General features: G+C 60.7%; 19 protein-coding genes. 12 read left to right on the forward strand and 7 right to left on the reverse strand.

What is annotated here, in order from left to right; genetic code table 11:
• The coding region (locus E8E78_RS26400; protein WP_280313834.1) for an acetolactate synthase large subunit at positions 1-1,023 on the forward strand (1,023 nt) is incomplete at its 5' end.
• Positions 1,024-1,133: 110 nt separating this feature from the next.
• On the opposite strand, the gene E8E78_RS26405 is transcribed toward E8E78_RS26400, so the two are convergent.
• Both E8E78_RS26405 and E8E78_RS26410 read right to left on the reverse strand, forming a co-directional pair.
• Positions 1,134-3,674, reverse strand: a complete 2,541-nt coding sequence (locus E8E78_RS26405) for an HWE histidine kinase domain-containing protein (protein WP_197863792.1) — start codon at positions 3,672-3,674, stop codon at positions 1,134-1,136.
• Positions 3,675-3,774: 100 nt separating this feature from the next.
• Positions 3,775-4,566 (reverse strand): helix-turn-helix transcriptional regulator, encoded by a 792-nt coding sequence (locus E8E78_RS26410; RefSeq protein ID WP_016499816.1) that lies wholly within the window; start codon positions 4,564-4,566, stop codon positions 3,775-3,777.
• Between the two features lie 193 nt (positions 4,567-4,759).
• Here E8E78_RS26410 and E8E78_RS26415 point away from each other — a divergent pair, with 193 nt between their 5' ends.
• The 3 genes from E8E78_RS26415 to E8E78_RS26425 all read left to right on the forward strand — a co-directional run bounded on the left by E8E78_RS26415 (position 4,760) and on the right by E8E78_RS26425 (position 7,952).
• On the forward strand, positions 4,760-6,124 hold the full coding sequence (locus E8E78_RS26415) for an APC family permease (protein ID WP_280313836.1): 1,365 nt from the start codon (positions 4,760-4,762) through the stop codon (positions 6,122-6,124).
• Between the two features lie 12 nt (positions 6,125-6,136).
• Positions 6,137-7,240 carry a P1 family peptidase gene (locus tag E8E78_RS26420; RefSeq protein WP_061203211.1) on the forward strand — a complete coding sequence of 368 codons (1,104 nt, stop codon included), beginning with the start codon at positions 6,137-6,139 and terminating at the stop codon, positions 7,238-7,240.
• Positions 7,241-7,316: 76 nt separating this feature from the next.
• On the forward strand, positions 7,317-7,952 hold the full coding sequence (locus E8E78_RS26425) for a dTMP kinase (protein ID WP_061203212.1): 636 nt from the start codon (positions 7,317-7,319) through the stop codon (positions 7,950-7,952).
• Positions 7,953-7,960: 8 nt separating this feature from the next.
• On the opposite strand, the gene E8E78_RS26430 is transcribed toward E8E78_RS26425, so the two are convergent.
• On the reverse strand, positions 7,961-8,866 hold the full coding sequence (locus tag E8E78_RS26430) for a LysR family transcriptional regulator (protein ID WP_205631298.1): 906 nt from the start codon (positions 8,864-8,866) through the stop codon (positions 7,961-7,963).
• A gap of 93 nt (positions 8,867-8,959) precedes the next feature.
• On the opposite strand from E8E78_RS26430, the gene E8E78_RS26435 reads away from it, so the two are divergent.
• The gene (locus E8E78_RS26435) at positions 8,960-10,351 is read left to right on the forward strand and encodes an MFS transporter (RefSeq protein ID WP_061203213.1); all 1,392 of its coding nucleotides are present in this window, start codon (positions 8,960-8,962) and stop codon (positions 10,349-10,351) included.
• Positions 10,323-10,700, forward strand: a complete 378-nt coding sequence (locus E8E78_RS26440) for a DUF4440 domain-containing protein (RefSeq protein WP_280313839.1) — start codon at positions 10,323-10,325, stop codon at positions 10,698-10,700. Before E8E78_RS26435 ends, E8E78_RS26440 begins: the two co-directional genes overlap by 29 nt.
• A gap of 57 nt (positions 10,701-10,757) precedes the next feature.
• Here E8E78_RS26440 and E8E78_RS26445 read toward each other — a convergent pair whose 3' ends face one another.
• Positions 10,758-11,012, reverse strand: coding sequence for a type B 50S ribosomal protein L31 (locus E8E78_RS26445; RefSeq protein ID WP_280313840.1), 255 nt, complete (start codon positions 11,010-11,012; stop codon positions 10,758-10,760).
• Positions 11,013-11,115: 103 nt separating this feature from the next.
• Here E8E78_RS26445 and dksA point away from each other — a divergent pair, with 103 nt between their 5' ends.
• A complete protein-coding gene (gene dksA, locus E8E78_RS26450; RefSeq protein WP_049275986.1) occupies positions 11,116-11,520 on the forward strand; it encodes an RNA polymerase-binding protein DksA in 405 nt (134 codons plus the stop codon).
• Between the two features lie 50 nt (positions 11,521-11,570).
• Here dksA and E8E78_RS26455 read toward each other — a convergent pair whose 3' ends face one another.
• Positions 11,571-12,011 carry an Lrp/AsnC family transcriptional regulator gene (locus E8E78_RS26455; RefSeq protein ID WP_016714074.1) on the reverse strand — a complete coding sequence of 147 codons (441 nt, stop codon included), beginning with the start codon at positions 12,009-12,011 and terminating at the stop codon, positions 11,571-11,573.
• Positions 12,012-12,154: 143 nt separating this feature from the next.
• Here E8E78_RS26455 and E8E78_RS26460 point away from each other — a divergent pair, with 143 nt between their 5' ends.
• Entirely contained in the window at positions 12,155-15,202 is a 3,048-nt protein-coding gene (locus tag E8E78_RS26460) for an aminotransferase class III-fold pyridoxal phosphate-dependent enzyme (RefSeq protein WP_197863789.1), read from the forward strand.
• Positions 15,203-15,340: 138 nt separating this feature from the next.
• Here the strand turns inward: E8E78_RS26460 and E8E78_RS26465 are convergent, their stop codons facing one another.
• Complete coding sequence (locus tag E8E78_RS26465; RefSeq protein ID WP_024717903.1) at positions 15,341-15,781, reverse strand: Lrp/AsnC family transcriptional regulator; 441 nt, start codon at positions 15,779-15,781, stop codon at positions 15,341-15,343.
• Positions 15,782-16,067: 286 nt separating this feature from the next.
• On the opposite strand from E8E78_RS26465, the gene E8E78_RS26470 reads away from it, so the two are divergent.
• The 4 genes from E8E78_RS26470 to E8E78_RS26485 all read left to right on the forward strand — a co-directional run bounded on the left by E8E78_RS26470 (position 16,068) and on the right by E8E78_RS26485 (position 19,005).
• The gene (locus E8E78_RS26470; RefSeq protein ID WP_049275976.1) at positions 16,068-16,856 is read left to right on the forward strand and encodes an ABC transporter substrate-binding protein; all 789 of its coding nucleotides are present in this window, start codon (positions 16,068-16,070) and stop codon (positions 16,854-16,856) included.
• 65 nt (positions 16,857-16,921) lie between these two features.
• Positions 16,922-17,569 (forward strand): amino acid ABC transporter permease, encoded by a 648-nt coding sequence (locus tag E8E78_RS26475; RefSeq protein ID WP_016499804.1) that lies wholly within the window; start codon positions 16,922-16,924, stop codon positions 17,567-17,569.
• Between the two features lie 9 nt (positions 17,570-17,578).
• Positions 17,579-18,238: an amino acid ABC transporter permease gene (locus E8E78_RS26480; RefSeq protein WP_016499803.1), complete on the forward strand. Its 660-nt coding sequence runs from the start codon at positions 17,579-17,581 to the stop codon at positions 18,236-18,238.
• A gap of 11 nt (positions 18,239-18,249) precedes the next feature.
• Positions 18,250-19,005: an amino acid ABC transporter ATP-binding protein gene (locus E8E78_RS26485; RefSeq protein ID WP_280313847.1), complete on the forward strand. Its 756-nt coding sequence runs from the start codon at positions 18,250-18,252 to the stop codon at positions 19,003-19,005.
• 35 nt (positions 19,006-19,040) lie between these two features.
• Here the strand turns inward: E8E78_RS26485 and E8E78_RS26490 are convergent.
• A partial coding sequence (locus E8E78_RS26490) for an FAD-binding protein (RefSeq protein WP_280337148.1) occupies positions 19,041-19,936 on the reverse strand: 896 nt, incomplete at its 5' end.

Raw genomic sequence — 19,936 nt, forward strand, 5'->3', positions numbered from 1 at the left:
GCCAACCGCAAGATGACCGCCAAGGTCCTCAAGCAGCTGATCGACAAGACCGGCATCCCGTTCATCACCACCCAGATGGGTAAAGGTGTGGTCGACGAGCGCCACCCGCGCTTCCTCGGCAACGCTGCGCTGTCGTCGGGTGACTTCGTGCACCGCGCCGTCGAAGCCGCTGACCTGATCGTCAACATCGGCCACGACGTGATCGAGAAGCCGCCGTTCTTCATGGTCCGTGGCGGTACCGAAGTCATCCACATCAACTTCCGCTCTGCCGAAGTCGATGCCGTGTACTTCCCGCAGGTGGAAGTGATCGGCGACATCGCCAACGCTGTGTGGCAGATCAGCGAAGCGCTGAACGACACGTCGCACTGGGACTTCACCCGCCTGATGGCCATCCGTGAAGCCAACGAAGCACAGATCGCCGAAGGCGCTGATGACAACCGCTTCCCGGTCTACCCGCAGCGCCTGGTGGCCGACATCCGTCGCGTACTGCCGTCCGAAGGCATCGTTGCCCTGGACAACGGCATCTACAAGATCTGGTTCGCCCGCAACTACAAGGCGCACAAACCGAACACCGTGCTGCTGGACAACGCCTTGGCCACCATGGGCGCCGGCCTGCCATCGGCCATGGCGGCGCACCTGGTGCACCCGGACCGCCCGGTGATCTCGGTGTGCGGCGACGGCGGCTTCATGATGAACAGCCAGGAGCTGGAAACGGCAGTACGCCTGGGCATGCACATCACCGTGGTGATCCTGCGTGACGATGGCTACGGCATGATCCGCTGGAAGCAGGCCAACATGGGCTTCACCGATTTCGGCCTGGACTACGGCAACCCGGACTTCGTCAAATACGCCGAAGCCTACGGTGCCAACGGCCACCGCGTGGAAAGCGCCGAAGGTCTGCTGCCACTGCTGGAACACTGCATCAAGACCCCAGGCGTGCACGTGATCGACTGCCCGGTCGATTACAGCGAGAACGACCGCATCCTCAACAGCGAGCTGCGTGAGCGCGCGCTGGCGGTGTAAGCCTTAAGGTACGGCGCCAGCCTCAGGGCTGGCGCTGTCCTCCTGCAAGAGCGGCTTCTGCCGCGCCATCCCCCCAGGCCTTGCTGGCCGCACAATGTCCGTCACTTCTGTCAACGTTCCAACAGGCCCTGCAGGCTGGCCAGGATGCTATTGGCATCGTAAGGCTTGCGCGCTACGGGGACGCCCTTCAAGTGCTCGGGAATGCTGATGCCATCGCCATAGCCTGTGGCAAACAGGAATGGAACCTGACGGCGCACCAGTTCATCGGCCACGGAAATGGATGTGCCGGTGCCCAGGTTGACATCCAGTATCGCAACGTCCGGTGTGCGGCGGGCGAGCAATTGCATCGCCTCGGCTTCGGAATTGGCGGTGATCACGTCTTTGATTTGAGCATCGTTGAGAATCTGCTCCAAGCCGACTGCGATCACCAACTGGTCTTCGAGGATCAGCACGCACAAGCCCGCCCGTGTTGCAAAGGTATCGCCTACGCGGGCCATGGCCGAGACCGGGATGGCTGGCTCGACGGTGTCAGCTACGGTCAGGTGCTTGTCAGGGATCCGGAAAACGCCTTGCAGGCCTTCGGGGTAATATTCCACCGTGCTGGTGCCGCCCAGGTCGAACGGGATACTGCGGTCGATCAGTACCGATCCAAAGCCAGTGCGGCTGGGCGGGCGTACCGTTGGCCCGCCACTTTCACGCCAGCTGATGACGCAGGCGCTGGCGGCGTCGATCGCCCAGCTCACCGCAAGCTTGCCGCCGGCCCGCGATAGCGCACCATACTTGGCCGCATTGGTGGCCAGTTCGTGCAGCACCAGGGCCATCACCGAGTAGGCGCGCGCGTCGAGGATGACGTTCGGGCCCTGCAGCTCGATCACGTCGGCAGCAGTGCGATAGGGCGAAAGCTCGGCCTCCAGCAGCATTGCCAGGCGGCCGCCACCATCCCCACGCACCACTTGGTCGTGGGCCAATGACAATGCCTGGATACGCCCTTTGAGGGTGGCCACATAGTCCTGGAGGGTCTGGCTCTCGGAGGTCGGGTGGGCAACCAGCGCACCAATCAGCGACAGGATGTTCTTGACCCTGTGATTGAGCTCCTCGTTAAGGATGCGCTGGCGCACTTCAGCCTTCGAGCGCTCGCTGGCGAGCAGTTCGCTGTTGTGCAGCACCACTTCGACGATGGCGGTGCGGATGGCATCGCCAAACTGGCGATCCTGTTCGGTCCAGGGCAGCGACTGCTGGTGAACGGTTTCTTTCCAGATGGCGAAGCTTTTGCGTGGCGTCAGGCGATCGCCCAGCGCGCCGCTGTCGTAGGTCTTGTTCGGGTCCCCGGCCCAGTCGAGCGTCTCGATGACCTCCTTGCGAAAGAAGATCAGGTAATCCCTCGGCTGCTGCGACATCGGAATGATCAGCACGCCGGACACATCGGTGAAATACGCCTGGGCCGAAGGGTGCACCATCGACAGGCGGTTGGACGCCCAAGTACGGCCATCGGCGACCATATCCGCCAGGCGCAACAGGTCGGGCACGGCAGCCTTGGGCAATGTCAGCCCCGCCGATGCCCAGCGGCCTTGCAACGACATGCCGATGCCATCGCAGGGGATCAGCGACATCAGCCGCGGCAGGCGTGAGTGGAAGAACCCATTGATGTCCGCTGACTGGTTGGCATCGCGCACGATGGTGTCCAGTGCTTTGTGAACCCGCACGGCGGCTTCGAGTTTTTGCCGGCTGCGCAGGGTCTCGATATGCAGCGCGAAAAACTCGCCGAACATTTCGGCGGCCACCCGCTGCCCCATTGCCAAGGTACGTGGCGCGTAGTGGTGGCAGGCGATCATCCCCCACAGCTCGCCGTTGACGATGACCGATATTGACATGGAGGCGCCCACGCCCATGTTGCACAGGTACTCGCAATGGACCGGCGACACGCTGCGCAGGTGCGCGTAGGACAGGTCGAGCGGTTCGCCTGACGGGTCAAGGACCGGCTCTATGGCGACCGTTTTGAACTGGGCGTCGGAAATGACCCGGATCGGGTTGCGCAGGTAAAGCGCTCGGGCCTGCTGCGGGATGTCGGAGGCGGGGAAGTACTGGCCCATGAAGCTTTCAAGGTCGCCACGTTTGGCTTCGGCGACCACCTTGCCGGCACCGTCTGCGCCGAGCTGGTAGATCATCACCCGGTCGTAGCCCAGTACGGCCCGGACAAAGCGGGCAGCGTCGCGGAACAATTTGCCGGTCTGGTCGATTTCGCGCAGCTGCGCGATCAGGGTACGGGCCAGCTCGATGGGCTCGGCGATGCTGGCGCCGGCCGGTTCGAACTCCAGGATTGCCGTACCTTTGAACAGGTGGGCGGCGATATCGAAGGCCTGGCCGTTGGGCAGCATCACGCTGAAGCTGAGTGCAGGGCGCGAGGCTTCGCGGGTACGGGCCAGCGCGTTGCGCAGGGTATGGGCTACCTCGTGCCCTAGCACCGTGTGCAGCTTCTGGCCGTTGATATCGCCTGCCAGGCCCAGCAGATGCGGGGCGTTGACCGAATGGCGCAGCACCACTGTCGCGGATGCATCACAGGCCAGCAGGCAGCCGTGGGGCTGGATGCTGCCAGGGATCTGGATGGGTTCGCGGTCGCAGTTGGTCAGGTTTACTTGTGGGTCGAAGGTCATTTGGCCCGTGCCTAAGGGTAAAGAGTAGGCTGCCAGGACGGCCGCCATCGTCAGCCTAGCAGGCATTGTCCGCCTTGGGCATTGCCGGATGGTTGCCTTTTCAGGCTGATGGGGTCTCCCCCCGTTCATCTGCGAACCCCAGCTCCCGTATGAACATCGAAAACAATTCGGGGTGAGACGAGATGTTCAGCTTCGCGTATAGGTGGCGCCGGTGCACCTTTATGGTTTCTGGCGAGATACCGAGCCGTTGCGCCATCGCTTTCGACGAGTAGCCGCGCAGGATAAGGCGGGCGATTTCCAGCTCCCGCTCGGACAACAGGCCTTGGGCGAACCTGGCCAATGCATCGCCAACCGGCGCCTGCACGGGCACCGGCACGCCACTACGCGCCCAGTGCTGCCCAAGCAGTGCCAGCACCCAGGCACTGATCAGGTTGAGCTTGCCCAGCTCTGTTGCGTCGAAAGCGCGGCGCATGCCCAGTGACAGCGACAACACCCCATCGGGCAGTTGTAACAGGAACTGGACTTCGTCGACCAGCACATGGTCCTGGAAGTAGTTCTGGTAATAGTCCGTTTGCCAGAAATGGTCCGGGGCCACTTCTTCCAGGTGGTAGCAACCACTGGCCAAGCCTTCGCGGCCGGCCTGGTAGAAAGGGTCTAGCAGGTACAACCCGTCGAGGTACAGCTCACCCGCTGCGGGGGCTGGCGCTGCATCGTATTCCTCCAGCACTTGTGGGGCGCCCTGGGGAGGGAAGTGCATCGCCAGCGCGTTGTCGAACGGCACCCAGTGCCTCAGCACCAGGATCAGCTGACGCCAGAACCGCTGGCTGCCAATCTGCTCGATCGTTCTGGCCAGCGCGGTGTGGCCGGCAACTTCATGAAAGAGAATTTCCACGACAGCGTCCTTGAAAGAAGTAGGGCATTGGCACCCGCTTTGCCTCAGCTGTCAACCGGGGTACCCCTTAGTGGGAATTGTCCTGCCGGGCGCCGCCGCATAGATTTCATACCTATCAAGCGGGCCGTCGAGCTCGCCACGTTTCGCTTACTGGTTCTGCCTCTGACACTAACAACAACGTGAGGATGAACAAATGACGTCCTGTAGTGCACCCACCCCAGAACTCAAACCGACGCTGAGCGTCGCTGATGTAGTCGCCATCACCGTGTCATCGGTGACACCCGCAAGCTCCGTCTTCGTCATTGCGCCCTTTGCTATCGCCCAGGCAGGTACAGGTGTGATCTGGGCCTTCGTGCTAGGTGGTGTGCTGGCGCTGATGTTTGCGCTTTGCTATGCCGAACTGGGCCGGGCGCACAGTGCGGCAGGGGGTGAATACGTGTTTGCCAAGCGGGTATTTGGCGGGATGGCCGGTTACGCCACGTTCCTTACCGTGCTGGCGATGCTGGTGTTCATTCCACCGGTCTTGGCCACGGGGGCAGCCACTTACCTGAATGCAGCGCTCGGCACCCAGCTTGACGGGCAGACGGTGGCCTTGGTGATTGTGGCATTGGGCTATTTGCTTGGCATTCTCAACATCAAGCTGAACGCGTGGGTCACCGGCATTTGCCTGTTCCTTGAGGTGGCGGCACTGATGGTGATCGTGGTGTTGGGCTTTGGCCACGCCCAGCAACCGGTCAGCAGCCTTGTCAGCCCGCTGGTACTCGATAACGGGATACTGCACGCGGCGCCCTGGGCGCTGGTGATTGGTGCGGTGGGCACTGCGCTGTTCTCTTTCAACGGTTATGGCGGCGCCGTGTTGCTGGCCGAAGACATGAAATGTGGCGGGCGTGGGATCGCCAGGGCAGTGCTGTGGTCGCTGGTGCTGGTGCTGGCCATCGAAGTGGTCCCGCTGGTGGCGCTGCTGGTAGGGGCACCCTCGCTTGAGGCGATGCTGGCCAGCCCGGACCCTATCGGCTACCTGCTGACGGCCCATGGCAACGAAACACTCTCGCGCCTGGTCAGCGCCGGGATTTTCCTTTCGGTGTTCAATGCCATCATTGCCCTGGTCATCCAGAGCGGGCGGGTGATCTACAGCAGCGGGCGGGATGCGTTGTGGATGCCGACCCTGAACCGCGCCTTCATCCGCATCCACCCCAAGTGGGAATCCCCCTGGCTGGCCACGCTGTTCCTCGCCGTGCCTTCCGCTGCCTTGACGTTCAGTTCCAACCTGTCGGAGCTCACGTCCTTCACCGTACTGCTGATCCTGTGCGTGTACCTGGTGGTGGGGATGTGCGGGCTGTTCAGCCGCGTGCTGCGCCGCGACCGCGAGCACCCTTACCGGATGCCGCTGTGGCCACTGCCTGCCTTGGCTGCGGTGACCGGGGCCGGGTACCTGTTGACTACCCTGTTGAGTACGGCTTCAGCCCGGGACATTTTCATCATTCTTGGCATTCTGCTGACCTCCGTGTTGCTGTACGGCACGTATGGCAAGTTGAGCCCGGCCTTCCAGAAACTTTGAGCGAGAGACAAGATGCGAGCACGCGATTTCGGTATCACGCTGGGCCTTGGTCGGCCTGGCCCCCACAACGCCATTACCGATGTGCCGGGTGTGCGGGTTGGCCACGCCACCCTGGACAAGCACCACAATGGCAAGCCTGTACGCACCGGTGTCAGTGTCATCGAGCCCCGCGAAGGCCCGGCGCGCCATCAACCGTGCTTTGCCGGCTACCATGTGCTCAATGGCAATGGCGACGCCACAGGCCTGGAGTGGATTCGTGAGGCGGGCCTGTTGACGACAGCCATTGCCACCACCAACACGCACAGCGTCGGCGTGGTGCGCGATGCACTCATCGCCCATGAGCATGCGACCCTGGCGGACGCGTCGACCTACTGGTGCATGCCGGTGGTGATGGAGACCTACGACGGCGTGCTGAACGACATCTGGGGGCAGCATGTGAATGCGGACCTGGTACAGCAAGCGCTGGGGGCGGCCCGTGGCGGGCCCGTTACCGAAGGTGCGGTAGGGGGGGGTACCGGCATGATCTGCCATGAATTCAAAGGCGGGATCGGTACTGCGTCGCGGCTATTGCCGGCAGAGCAGGGTAGCTGGACGGTGGGTGCCTTTGTCCAGGCCAACCATGGCCAGCGCCGCGATCTGCGGGTGGATGGCTATCCCGTAGGCCGGGTGTTGCTTGACCTGCCCACGCCATTTGACCAGCAGGATACCCCCGGCATGGGCTCGATCGTGGTGGTACTGGCCACCGATGCACCGTTGCTGCCGCATCAGTGCCAACGGCTGGCGCAACGTGCTGCGCTGGGCATTGCCCGCACGGGTGGCGGCACCGATGACTCCAGCGGCGATATCTTCCTGGCATTCTCGACGGGGAATACCGGGCTGGCGCCTGCCGACTACAATCGCCGCGATCTGCCGATGACAGCGCAAGTGGCGATGGTCAACAACGACCATATATCGCCGCTGTTCGCAGCAGCGGCCGAGGCGGTGGAAGAGGCCATTGTCAACGCGATCCTGGCTGGCAGGACCATGCAGGCAGAGGATGGGCGAGAGGTGCCGGGCCTGCAGGGTAAGCGGCTGCTGACGGCCCTTGAGCAAGTGGGTTGGAAGGCTCAGGGTTGACGCAGAAAGAGAATCGCTTGAAGCCGAGCCACGATCAATGGTCTCATCCCGCGCCTGAGCCTACTGGTATTGAACGATGAACCGCCCGCTGTTTGTTTCCATTGATGGGCCCAAGGGTACCGGCAAGACCACGCTGCTGGAGGCCGTCACTCAAGCCTTGCGGCTGGACGGGAACAAGGTGATCCGCCTTTGTGAAAGAAAGAACGACCCTTGCCGGGGCGAGACCATGGCCCTGGTCAACCAGCTTGCCAGAAGCCCATGCCGGGAACTGGAGTTCAAGGTGTGCGAGCGCTTTGCCGAGAGCCGCGCCTGGATTTCCCGGCATGTGCTGCCCAGGCAGCCAGCTGACAGCATCATCCTGATTGATCGCTGGTACCCCTCCGATGCTGCGTTCCGCCGCACGGTGCCGTTCGACCAGATCTTGCGCCTGAACCTTGAGCGAAACGTGCAAGTGCCCGATTTGCATGTCGGGGTGGTCACAGCCCCTGAAACCTCATGGGCACGGGCCGCGGCGCGTACGCGTGGGCTGGGCAGTACGGTGATCCACAACCTGGATGAACAGGTGGCCTGTACCGAGGCGTTCGAGCGTGCCGTTGCAGCGCACGGCTGGGTGCTGTGCCGTAATGAAGGGACGATCGACGAGGCAACGCGGCAGGTTGTTGGCGAGATTCAGGGCGTGCTTGCACGCATGCGAGCTGTGCCAGCAACGTGATATGGCTGTTACAGCCCGGTGTCCTCAAGGGCCCATCGGGCTGCCAGGTGGTCAATGAAAACGCGTGTTGCCGCAGGTACATACATGCTGTTGCGGTACAACGCATGAATGGGTTGCCGTGCAAAGTGTTGTGGGTCAAGGACGGCGCTGAGCTTACCCTTCGCGATGGCGTCGTCTACCAACCAGCTTGGCAGAAGCGCAACCCCGAGCCCGCGCAAGGCCATGTCCAGCAACGCCTCTGCGCTATCTGCCTGAAAGCGGGACGGGCGCACGAACTGGCAGCTTTCGGTCATGGACTGTGAGTTGAAGAAGCGCCAGGGCGCATCGCTCAGGTGCGTATGAGCCAGCCAGTGCACGTTGACCAGCGCCTCCGCTGAGCCAACCGGGTGCCGTAGCAGATACGCCGGGCTGGCGACCAGCTGCAAGGCATAGTCGCCAATCCTGGCGGCCTTGTAATCGGAGTCCGCCAACTCGCCTAGCCGGATTGCCACGTCGAAGCGTTCAGCAACCAGGTCACAGAGGTGCGATGACGCTACGTGCTCGATCGACAGATCGGGATGAGCTTCTGCCATGTCGGCCAGCACCGGCAGCACTGCACGCTGGGCAAAGGCGGAGGTACTGGTGATGCGTAACCGCCCGCCAAGCCCCGCGGATGACTGCTGCACGCTGGCTGTCGCGCGCTCCACCTGGTCAAGCAGCTGACGTGCTTCAACCAGAAACCGTTCACCGCAGTCGGTCAGCACGCTGCGGCGGGTGTTACGGGCCAACAGGCTGGCGCCCAGCTCAGCTTCCAGGCGCCGTACATTGAAGCTGATCCGCGCCTTGGACTGGCCCAGCAACTGAGCAGCCTTGGTAAAGCTGCCGCTATCTGCAACGGCGACAAAGCTGGCAACGCGATTGAGGTCGAGCATCATTGTCAAAAATCAGTTAACAGTGTGGGCGATATTACAGCACTTATGTCGCTGTCGGTGCAGGGGTACAGTCACGCTCGCTGACTGGAGTTCACCGTGGCCTTACTCAACCTGCGTCGTCGCATCACGCTGTTCTACTTGCTGGGTTTCTTCGTAGACCTGATCAATACCTTCATCACCGCCGTGGTTTCACCGAAAATAGGTGAAGCACTGCACGCTGATGTCGCCACGCTGGCTTGGGTGAGTACGGCCTATCTGCTTGGGCTGATGCTGGGAATGTTACCCAGCCGATGGCTGGGGCAGCGCATGGGCGAGCGCCCGGTGTTGCTGGGTTCACTGGTGTTTTTCTCAGGCGCCACACTGCTGATCGCCTGGTCGGGGCAGATGGCAACGCTGTTACCTTTACGCGGGCTGCAGGGTTTTGCCGCCGGGCTGTTCATTCCCCTGGGCCAGGCACTGGTCTACCGCCTGTACTCGGCCCATGAGCGGCCAAGGGTGACCATGGCGATCATGGCCATAGGCTTGCTAGCGCCAGCCGTATCACCCCTGGCAGGCGGTTGGTTGTCGCAACGGATGCCCTGGCAGTGGGTGCTGCTCGCCAGTCTTCCCATGGCACTGCTGGCCTTGCTTCTGGGCGATTGCTGGTTACCGCGCCCACCGGCAGCCGCGCGCAATGAACCCTTTGATGGCAAAGGCTTGCTACTGGCTGGGGCAGGGGTTGCCAGCGGCTTGCTGGGTATGACTGATGCGGGGGGGGGCCAGGGTGGCATGGCTATGGCCTGGGCCACACTGGCTGCAATCTTGCTCGGCAGCTACCTGCGTCACTCACGGCGTATCGCTGCACCCCTGTTGGACTTCTCGGTGATGCGAGAGCCCGTTTTCGCCGGATCGATGATGTTGTACCTGGCTGTGCCGGGCCTGTTCATCGGCGTAAACCTGTTGGCCATGCTTTACCTTCAGGCCGACCTTGGATGGACCGCAAGCGCAGCAGGCAGCCTGATGTTGCCATGGACCGTGGGGGCAGCGCTGGCGATCGCTTGCACCACCTGGTGTTACAGATCATTCGGGCCCACCCCGTTACTGCTGCTGGGGCTGGCGCTGCAGATACCGGGTTATGCGCTGCTGGCGCTGGCTTACAGCACGTCTTCACTGATGATTGCCTACGCGCTGCTCGGTGTCGGGGGGAGCTTATGCACCAGCGTCGCGCAAAGCGCTGCCTTTTCAGCATTGGCATCATCGGAACTTGGCCAGGCCAGTACCTTGTGGGCCCTGAACCGGCAGTTGAGCTTCTGCCTTGGCGTGACAGCCGTCAGCCTGTTCTTCAGCTTGCTGACCATGCTCTTGGGGACTCGGCAAGCCTACCAAGCCACATTCATGCTGGCAGGAGGGGTGCAGGCAACCTGCCTGGCCGTCCTGTTCTGTCTGCGGATACGCTCACTTGTCAAACGAAAGGAACGTCATGAATCGGTATCTGAAAGAAGTCATTGATCTGCACGTATTGATCGAGGCGCTTTTCGCCAGGGGGGAGGGTTCTGTTGCAGCCATGGTCGAGCGGTTTCACGCGGATTTTTCAATGGTGACGCCTGCTGGTGCTCAGGTAGGCCTGGGCGATGTTTCATCCCTGTTTGCTCAGCGTGCAGGGTCTCAGCCAGGGTTGAGCATTGAGGTCACCGAACTGGAAACAATCGCACACTGGCCGGAGGGTGCCGTGGTGTGCTATCGCGAGACGCACCATTTGCCCGGCCAGAAAGCGAAGGCGCGCATCTCCACTGCATTGTTAAGTGCTGAAAGCGGACGCGTGTTGTGGCGCCATCTTCAGGAAACCTGGGCGGCTTGAGGCGGCGCGATGATGGGTTGGAAAAGCCGCTTTCCCTGATCCGAAAGCGGCTTTTTCCTACTTGGCAGTAAAACCTGCAAACCGCTTGTTAAAGCCAGCCACCCGGCCCTCGGCCTTCGCCTTGCGTTCCTGGCCGGTGTAGATCGGGTGCGAGGCACTGGAAACGTCGAGGGTGACGTAGGGGTAGCTGATGCCATCGGTGTGCACGTGGGTCTTGTCTGTTTCGATGGTCGAGCGGATCAGCCAGAAGGCACTGGCAGCCACATCGTGAAACAGAACGGGGCGGTAGTCGGGGTGAATGCATGGTTTCATTGTAGAACTCCTTAGCGAATGTTATACAGTAACAAAATTAGCCAAGTGACGATTCATTTGCAACCCGGGCCCGACCTTCGAATGCTGCCGCGAGCGTATGGACATGACCGAACAAGAACTGCTTTGCATGCCTGCAGAGGCCTACATGGATGCCCGCCAGCAGGGGTTCTTCCGCGACCTGCTGTTGTCGCAGCGCAACGAGTTGCAAGCGCGAATATCCAGCGATTTCGAGCTGATGCGCGCATTCGAGCCAACCAGCGACCCATCTGACCTGGGCACTGTGGAAGAGCAGCGGCAATGGCAGCTGCGCCTGCTTGAGCGGGAAAAGAAGCTGCTGGACAAGATCGACGAAGCCTTGGAGCGCATTGCACGAGGTGAGTACGGGTGGTGCAAGGACACCGGCGAGCCCATCGGCCTGAAGCGCTTGCTGCTGCGGCCGACAGCGACACTGAGCATCGAGGCCAAGGAGCGGCAGGAGCGCCAGGAGCGGCATATGCGCGAAGCTTGATTCCCTAGGCGTGGATGGCACCGGCGAAGCCCGTGCCATCCTGCAGGTCGTCAGGCACCCTGGCGGTCGATATCACGGCGCAGGACTACCGACGTGGTAATGTCATCCACGGATTCATGGCGTGCGACGTTGTCGCGTACCTGGTTGAGGTCGTCGATGGTCCGGGTCTCCACTTCAACCACCAGGTCAAGCTGACCGCTCACCGAGGAAACTCGCCGCACGCGTGCGTCAGTAGCCAGCTGGTCAAGCAGCCCCATGGCAGGTGTGCGCTGTAACGTTACCAGCAAGATCGCGCGGATGACATTGGCGTCTATCTCGCCGATATCCGCCCGATAACCGCGAATGATCCCGCTGCGTTCAAGGTTGGCAACGCGCTCGGTCGTGGCGCTTCTGGAAAGGCCTATGCGGCCGGCTAATGCCTTCAGCGCAATGCGCGCGTCCTTCGAAAGTACTTCAAGAATCTCACGATCTTTTGCATCCAGCTCACGCATTGCAGCACCCGATTAGCTCGCCGTCTTTATGCCGGTCAGAACCGGCATAATGCCTGTTGATCCCGACCGTATGCAGGGTGTCGGTTTCGGTGGTGCATGACAAGCTATTGAAAAAACAATTTGCTCGCTCGGAACGTGATGATATGACAGACCTTTCCCACCCGGCACCTCGGTTTTCGGCAAGCGATGCAGAGGGCCTCGCAAAAGATTTCTTCAATGTCTCTGGCACTGCCACGCCCCTGGACGGGGAGCGTGATCGCAATTACCGGCTGCAGACGGGCCTGGATGCGGGCTGGATACTCAAAATCGTCAATGCCAGCGAGCCCAGGGTAGAAAGCGAGTTTCAAACCGCGCTGCTCGATCACCTGGCCGTGCACGGCGGGCATCTGGGCGTGCCTCACTTGCGGGCCAGCGTGGCTGGCGACTACCTGCCGTCGGTGACCGGTGCCACAGGTGAAAAGCACGCAGTGCGCCTGGTCAGCTGGTTGGCCGGCACGCCACTTGCCGAGGCCAGGCGCTCATTCGCACTGATGAGCAACTTCGGCCAGGCACTCGGTGAACTCGACCGCGCGCTGCAGGGCTTCATGCACCCGGGTGCCATCCGCGACCTTGACTGGGATCTGCGCCATGCTGCGCGCTCCCGTTCGCGGCTGCACTTCATAAAGAGCCCTGAACGTCGGGCCATTGTCGAGCGCTTCATCACCCAGTTCGAACAGTCTGTACAGCCAAGGCTGGCTTCCCTGCGGGCCCAGGTGATCCACAACGATGCCAACGACTGGAACATTCTGGTCGATGCCGAAACTACCAGTACCGTGACTGGCTTCATCGACTTTGGCGATGCCGTGCATACCGTGCTGATAGCCGAGGTTGCGATCGCCAGTGCCTACGCCATTCTCGACATGGACGACCCGATCGGCGCCGCTGCTGCGCTGGTCGCCGGTTTCCATGAAAAGTACCCGCTGCAAGCGCAAGAGCTTGATGTGTTGTTCAACCTGATCGCCATGCGCCTGGTCATCAGCGTCACCTTCTCCGCTTCCCGGCATGACCAGACAGACGACAACCCCTACCTGGCGATCAGTGAAGCGCCTGCCTGGCGCCTTCTGGAACAGCTTGATGCGATGAACCCACGGCTGGCCACCGGCATCCTGCGCAAGGCCTGTGGTTTCGATGCCATCGAAGGCGCGGGTGATGTCCGCCGCTGGATTGCGGACAACCACAAATCCTTCGCCGACCTGGTACGCCCGTCTGCCGCCATCCTGAACAAGGTGATTGCCCCGTTTGGCGACGCCACCCACGAGATGACCATCGCCTCGGCTGAGCAACGCCCTGCAGATGCAACCCGTTGGTGGGAGCAGTTCTCTGCTGCTCACCAGGTGCCGCTGGCCATCGGGCCGTGGGGTGAGTTGCGCAGCATCTACACCGACAGCGCGTTCGAGTCCCGCTTCATCAAGGGGCAACGCCGTACACTGCATGTCGGTGTCGACCTGGTGATGCCAGCAGGTACGCCGTTGTACGCACCGGTCGCTGGCACTGTCAGAAGTGTGGAGGTTGAACCAGACCCGCTGGGGTATGGTGGCCTGGTGATGATCGAGCACACGCCACCCGGTTGCCCGCCATTCCTGACCTTGTGGGGGCACATGGCCCATGAAGCGCTCAGCCGCTTGAAAGCCGGTGACAAGCTCGAAGCTGGCGACCTGGTCGGCTACATGGGCACCGATCATGAAAACGGCGGCTGGATTCCCCACCTGCACCTGCAGATGGCCACCGATACACAGCTGAGCGCGAGCGAGGTCATTGGCGTGGGTGAGCCAGAGTACCGCGAAGTGTGGGCCGACCTGTTCCCCGATGCCTCGTCCTTGGCGGGTATCCCGCCAGAGACCTACACCCAGCAAGGGCTGACCAAGGCCCAGATCATCGCCAGGCGCAAGGAACTGCTGCTACCGAACCTGTCGATTTCGTACAGCGACCCGATCAAGTTCGTGCGCGGTGATGGCGTATGGCTGATCGACAATTTCGGGCGCGCCTACCTGGACTGCTTCAACAACGTGTGCCACCTGGGCCATAGCCACCCCGACGTGGTCGAGGCCTTGACCCGCCAGGCTGCGCTACTCAACACCAACACCCGCTACCTGCACGACAACATCGTCGAATACGCCGAACGCCTGACCGGTACCCTGCCAGAGGGCCTTTGCGTAGCGTCCTTTGGTTGTTCGGGGAGTGAAGCCAACAGCCTCATGCTGCGCATGGCGCGCAACTACACCGGCAGTGACCAGGCGATCGTGCTGGACTGGGCCTACCACGGCACCACGCAAGAACTCATCGACCTTAGCCCTTACAAGTACAAACGCAAGGCCGGCAAGGGCAGGGCAGCGCATGTATACGAGGCGGTGGTCCCGGACAGCTACTACGCGCCTGAGCACTGGCCAGTGGAACAGCACGGCAAGCGCTTTGCCGAGTCGGTAGCAGAGCAGCTGGATGCCATGCGCAAGGCAGGCAAGGGCCCCGGGTTCTTCCTTGCCGAGTCGATTCCCAGCGTGGCAGGCCAGGTGTTCCTGCCTGACAACTACCTCAAGGAGGTCTACGCCATGGTTCGCGCCGAGGGTGGGCTGTGCCTGGCCGATGAAGTACAGGTCGGGTTCGGCCGCGTCGGTAGCCACTGGTGGGCATTCGAGACCCAGGGCGTGGTGCCGGATGCCGTCACCATGGGCAAACCGATTGGTAACGGCCACCCGATGTCGGCGGTTGTGACCACCCGTGAGGTTGCCGATGCCTTCAACAACGGCATGGAGTATTTCAATACCTTCGCCGGCAACCCCGTGTCGTGCGCGGTAGGCCTGGCGGTGCTCAATGCAATCGAGCGCGACCAGTTGAAAGAAAACGCCTTGAACGTCGGCAATTACTTGCTCGAGGGTTTCCGCAAGCTTCAGCAGCAATTTGACGTGATTGGTGATGTGCGCGGGCTGGGGCTGTTTCTCGGTATCGTCCTGGTCACCGACCGCAAGTCGAAGGCGCCGGCCACGGCCCTGGCCCGGAAAGTGGCTGATGGCGCCAGGGAACGTGGGGTATTGATCGGCACTGAAGGCCCGCATGACAACGTGCTGAAAATGCGCCCTTCAATGATTTTCAGCCGGGCCAATGCCGACTTCCTTCTCGAGGTGCTGAAAGACAGCTTTGTGGCAGCCTTGAAGTAGCCCTCACAGATTGCACGGTCCCTGTAGGAGCGGCCTTGTGCCGCGATAGGGCTGCGCAGCAGCCCCGGCAATTAGTGCATCAGCACTGAAACCTGGGGCTGCTTCGCAGCCCTGTCGCGACACAAGGCCGCTCCTGCATCACGCCTTCTGCCGGTCTATGTCACGCCGCAGCACTACTGCCGTAGTGATGTCGTCTACAGAGTCGTGGCACGCCACGGCGTCCCGTACACGGTTCAAATCATCAATCGTCCGTGCTTCAACCTCCACAATCAGGTCGAGCTGCCCGCTGACCGATGAAACCCGTTTGACTTGGGCGTTCTGTGCCAGAAGGTCCAACAACCCAAGTGCCGGTGTACGTTTCAGCGCTACCAGGATGATTGCCCGTATGACATTGGCATCGATTTCACCGATGTCGGCGCGATATCCTCGAATGACCCCGCTACGCTCCAGTTGCAAAACCCGCTCGCTGGTGGCACTTCTTGACAGGCCAACTCTTGCAGCCAGCGCTTTGAGCGCCACACGCGCTTCCTTGGAGAGTATTTCGAGGATTTCCCGATCTTTGACGTCTAACTCGCGCAATGCTGACACTCCCGCCTGATCACCGGTAAATGACTGGCCGCCCCGGAAAAGTGCAGTAGGCAAACCCGCCGAATACTTGCTTGTTTTTAGTGCATTGGCAGACACTACTCCAGTTTTCCAATGCCCAAAGTAGTGCCGGCATTGTGTCGGTGGATTCCGGCAATGTGCCAGTCGAACGCGCACATTGCAGGGTGATTTCAAGGTATCAGTGTGCAAAGCTCTCAGTGAAGGTTGGGGCCTCAGAACCCAAGACAATAAGAAATAGAAACTTCCAAGGAGTGCCTCGATGCTGGCAAGAAAAACCAGGATGCTACTGGCTTCCACCGCTGTTGCGGCGGCTGGGTTGTTCTCTCACGGTCTGGCGTACGCCGATGACTTGCAGGCCGTTCAAGCGTCAAAAGTACTGCGCGTGGCAATGAGCGGCCAGTACGCTCCCTTCAGCTTTGCCAATGAAAGGAATGAAATTGTCGGTTTCGACGCCTCTATTGGTGAAGCACTCGCTCAGCGTTTGGGCGTGAATATAAAAATTATTACCACACCGTTTGACGGCATTATCGCCGGGCTGCTGGCCAAGAAGTATGACGCTGTCATTGCCTCGATGACCATTACCCCCGAGCGGCTGAAAGCCGTTGACTTCGTGGGCCCTTATTACCATGCAGGCCGTACCATCGGCGTCAAGCAAGAGTCTCCGATCAAGGGGCTTGATGACCTCAAGGATGTCACCGTCGGCGTTACCCTGGGCGACTCGCATGACAAATGGGCGCGTAATCGCGGCAATCTTAAGGTGCGCACCTATAAAGGCTTGCCGGAAATGCTGGTGGACCTGGAAGCCGGTCGTATCGACGCGGTAGTAATGGACAGTATTCCGGTAATGGTTGCGGTAAAAGAGACCGGGCAGAAGGTGCGGATCATCAGCCTGCCGGACGAGCAGGGTGGTCGTGAAGGCCTGGGCATTGCCATTCGCAGAAACAACCCTGAACTCAAGGCCCAGTTACAGAAGGCCCTGGACGAGATCCTGGCCGATGGCACCTATGAAGAAATCTCCATGAAATGGGTGGGTAGCGACATCCGCTGATGCACACCTGGAGTGGCCTGACCGAGAGGCTGGGCCGGGTTGGCTGAATTTTGTGAGTGGTTTTTATGGACCTGTCATTGATCCATCGCACCTACCCGTTCTTCCTGGAAGCCGCCTGGGTAACTGTGCAGATCTCGTTGCTGTCACTCTTGCTGGGTTTACTCCTTGCAATCGTTCTGGTGGCGTGCCGGTTATCACCATTTATTATCTTGCGGTGGGCAGCCAACATCTACGTCAGCGTATTTCGCGGTACACCCTGCCTGGTGCAGTTGTTCATTATCTATTTTGGTGGGCCACAAATAGGTATTGAGCTTGAGCCGTTTGCTGCTGCGGTGATCGGTTTAGGCATGAATATAGCGGCGTATATGTCGGAGTCCATTCGAGGGGCTATCGATAATGTCGACCCAGGCCAGGAGGAGGGCGCGCGGTCGATTGGCTTCAGCCGCAGGCAGACGCTGTTGTTCATCATCATTCCCCAGGCAATGAAACTGATGATCAGGCCGCTAGGCGTAAATGCCATCGGGCTGATCAAGGGTTCTGCCCTGGTGTCGGCCATTTCGGTGGTAGAACTGACTTACACCGCGCAGCGTTTTATCAGTTCAACTTACAAGCCGTTCGAGATATTCATGGTGTCGGCGTTGCTTTATATCGTCATGGTCTACTCGGTCAAGTACCTGGTGGACATACTGGACCGGCGATACGCAACCCAGTGAGGAGTGCCAGTGGAAGGACTAAACCTGAGTGTCATCACGCCTTACTATGAAATGCTGGCAACCGGCCTGTGGTGGACGCTTGTCATGTTTCTCTGTTCCAGCGTCATCAGCCTGACGGTGGGTGTGCTGTTTGCCCTGATCGACCTGTATGCGCCGAAAGCCATGGCATTGCCTGTGCGTTTCGTGACCTGGCTGTTGATGGGCACGCCATTGTTGCTGCAACTGTATCTGATCTATTACGGGCTGGTTCAGGTCGGTATCGATATACCGGCGCTGGCTGCGGGGATAATCGGGCTAAGCCTGCATTTTGCGGTGTACAACGCCGAGGTGATCAAGTCCGGGATCGAGGCGGTCGACCCAGGTCAGATCGAGGGCGCGCGCTCGATTGGCATGAGCAGGGCCATGACCCAGCGCTACATCATTGTTCCGCAGGCGCTCAGAAAAACCATTGCGCCGCTGGGGAACAACCTGATTGTGTTGCTGAAGGACACTTCACTGGTGTCGATCATCGGTATTGCCGAACTCGTCTACAGCGCCCAATTGGCCGTCAGCGAAACGTACAGCCCGTTTGAATTCTATATCGCCGTCGCAGTGATCTACTACGTGGCCAACCTGGTGCTCGAGGCCGGGTTGCATCTTATTGAAGCCAAGGTCGAGATGTCACGATGAACAACAACGCTATGGTAGAAGTGAAGGGCGCTCGCAAAGCCTATGGCACACTTGAGGTGCTCAAGGGCATCGACCTGTCGGTTTCGCGTGGGCAGATCTACGCCATCATCGGCCCGAGTGGCTCTGGCAAAAGCACCTTGCTGCGGTCGATCAACCATCTCGAAGTGCTCAATGACGGTGAAATCTGGCTGGATGGTGATCAGGTCAACCGCCCCTTGAAAGGCCGCGCCTTCGAGCAGCACATCAATCGGGTGCGCCAGCAAATGGGCATGGTGTTTCAACACTTCAATCTGTTCCCGCACATTACCGTCTGTGAAAACGTCGCGATCGGGCCTGTGAAGCTCAAAGGCTACTCGAAAACTGCGGGCAGAGCGCTGGCCCTGGAGTACCTGCACAAGGTCGGGCTGGCTAACAAGATCGACGAATATCCTTCGCGCTTGTCCGGTGGGCAGAAGCAGCGCGTGGCCATTGCCCGGGCGTTGGCCATGCAACCCAAGGTCATGTTGTTCGATGAAGCAACCTCAGCCCTGGACCCGGAGCTCGTGGAAGAAGTGAACCTGGTGATGAAGCAACTGGCGGCCGAGCACATGACCATGTTGATCGTCACGCATGAGATGCGCTTTGCCGGCGAGGTTGCTGACCAGATCGTATTCATGGATGGTGGGGTTGTTGTGGAACAAGGGGCTCCTGGGGAAATCCTGAGGAATCCGGTGCAGGATCGTACCCGGGCTTTTCTGAAGAAGCATTTGCAAGCCGACCCTTTGTAAGAGGGCCGGGCTGCTTCAAAAACCAGGCAGGCTGGTCAGGCCAGCTTTTCCAGCTCCGGAACCGCTTCGAACAGGTCGGCAACCAGGCCGTAGTCGGCCACCTGGAAGATCGGCGCCTCTTCGTCCTTGTTGATCGCAACGATCACTTTGGAGTCTTTCATGCCGGCCAGGTGCTGGATCGCNCCGGAGATACCGACGGCGATGTACAGCTGTGGCGCAACGATCTTGCCGGTCTGGCCGACCTGCATGTCGTTCGGCACGAAGCCTGCGTCGACCGCAGCGCGCGAAGCGCCGACGGCCGCGCCGAGCTTGTCGGCCAGGCTGTACAGGTGCTTGAAGTTGTCACCGTTGCCCATGCCGCGGCCGCCGGAAACGACGATCTTGGCAGCGGTCAGCTCTGGGCGGTCGGACTTGGCCAGCTCTTCACCGACAAAGGCCGAGATACCGGCGTTGTGCGCGGCACTCACCGCTTCAACAGCAGCCGAGCCACCTTCGGCAGCGACTGGGTCGAAGCCGGTGGTACGCACGGTGATGACCTTGATCGAAGCGCTCGATTGCACGGTGGCAATGGCGTTACCGGCATAGATCGGGCGCTTGAAGGTGTCGGCGGACTCGACCGAGACGATCTCGGAGATCTGGTCCACGTCCAGCAGCGCGGCAACGCGCGGCAGGATGTTCTTGCCATTGGTGGTGGCCGGGGCCAGCACGTGGCTGTAACCCTTGGCCCCGCCTTGTACAACAAGAGCAACGATCAGCGGCGCGACGTTTTCCGGCAGAGCATGGGCGTAGGCGGCGTTATCGGCCACCAGCACCTTGGCCACACCCGCGATCTTGGCAGCGGATTCGGCTACGCCACCGACGTTCTGGCCTGCGACCAGCACGTGCACATCACCACCGATCTTGGCGGCTGCGGCGACAGTGTTCAGGGTGG

The organism is Pseudomonas sp. BN505, from assembly GCF_029873175.1.
In the GTDB taxonomy this organism is placed as follows: domain Bacteria; phylum Pseudomonadota; class Gammaproteobacteria; order Pseudomonadales; family Pseudomonadaceae; genus Aquipseudomonas; species Aquipseudomonas putida.

Excerpts from the sequence above, each read along its gene's own strand:
- E8E78_RS26405 (WP_197863792.1), bottom strand. The coding sequence starts at position 3,674 with ATGACCTTCGACCCACAAGTAAACCTGACCAACTGCGACCGCGAACCC.
- E8E78_RS26415 (WP_280313836.1), top strand. The coding sequence starts at position 4,760 with ATGACGTCCTGTAGTGCACCCACCCCAGAACTCAAACCGACGCTGAGC.
- E8E78_RS26420 (WP_061203211.1), top strand. The coding sequence starts at position 6,137 with ATGCGAGCACGCGATTTCGGTATCACGCTGGGCCTTGGTCGGCCTGGC.
- E8E78_RS26425 (WP_061203212.1), top strand. The coding sequence starts at position 7,317 with ATGAACCGCCCGCTGTTTGTTTCCATTGATGGGCCCAAGGGTACCGGC.
- E8E78_RS26430 (WP_205631298.1), bottom strand. The coding sequence starts at position 8,866 with ATGATGCTCGACCTCAATCGCGTTGCCAGCTTTGTCGCCGTTGCAGAT.
- E8E78_RS26440 (WP_280313839.1), top strand. The coding sequence starts at position 10,323 with ATGAATCGGTATCTGAAAGAAGTCATTGATCTGCACGTATTGATCGAG.
- E8E78_RS26445 (WP_280313840.1), bottom strand. The coding sequence starts at position 11,012 with ATGAAACCATGCATTCACCCCGACTACCGCCCCGTTCTGTTTCACGAT.
- dksA (WP_049275986.1), top strand. The coding sequence starts at position 11,116 with ATGACCGAACAAGAACTGCTTTGCATGCCTGCAGAGGCCTACATGGAT.
- E8E78_RS26455 (WP_016714074.1), bottom strand. The coding sequence starts at position 12,011 with ATGCGTGAGCTGGATGCAAAAGATCGTGAGATTCTTGAAGTACTTTCG.
- E8E78_RS26460 (WP_197863789.1), top strand. The coding sequence starts at position 12,155 with ATGACAGACCTTTCCCACCCGGCACCTCGGTTTTCGGCAAGCGATGCA.
- E8E78_RS26470 (WP_049275976.1), top strand. The coding sequence starts at position 16,068 with ATGCTGGCAAGAAAAACCAGGATGCTACTGGCTTCCACCGCTGTTGCG.
- E8E78_RS26475 (WP_016499804.1), top strand. The coding sequence starts at position 16,922 with ATGGACCTGTCATTGATCCATCGCACCTACCCGTTCTTCCTGGAAGCC.
- E8E78_RS26485 (WP_280313847.1), top strand. The coding sequence starts at position 18,250 with ATGGTAGAAGTGAAGGGCGCTCGCAAAGCCTATGGCACACTTGAGGTG.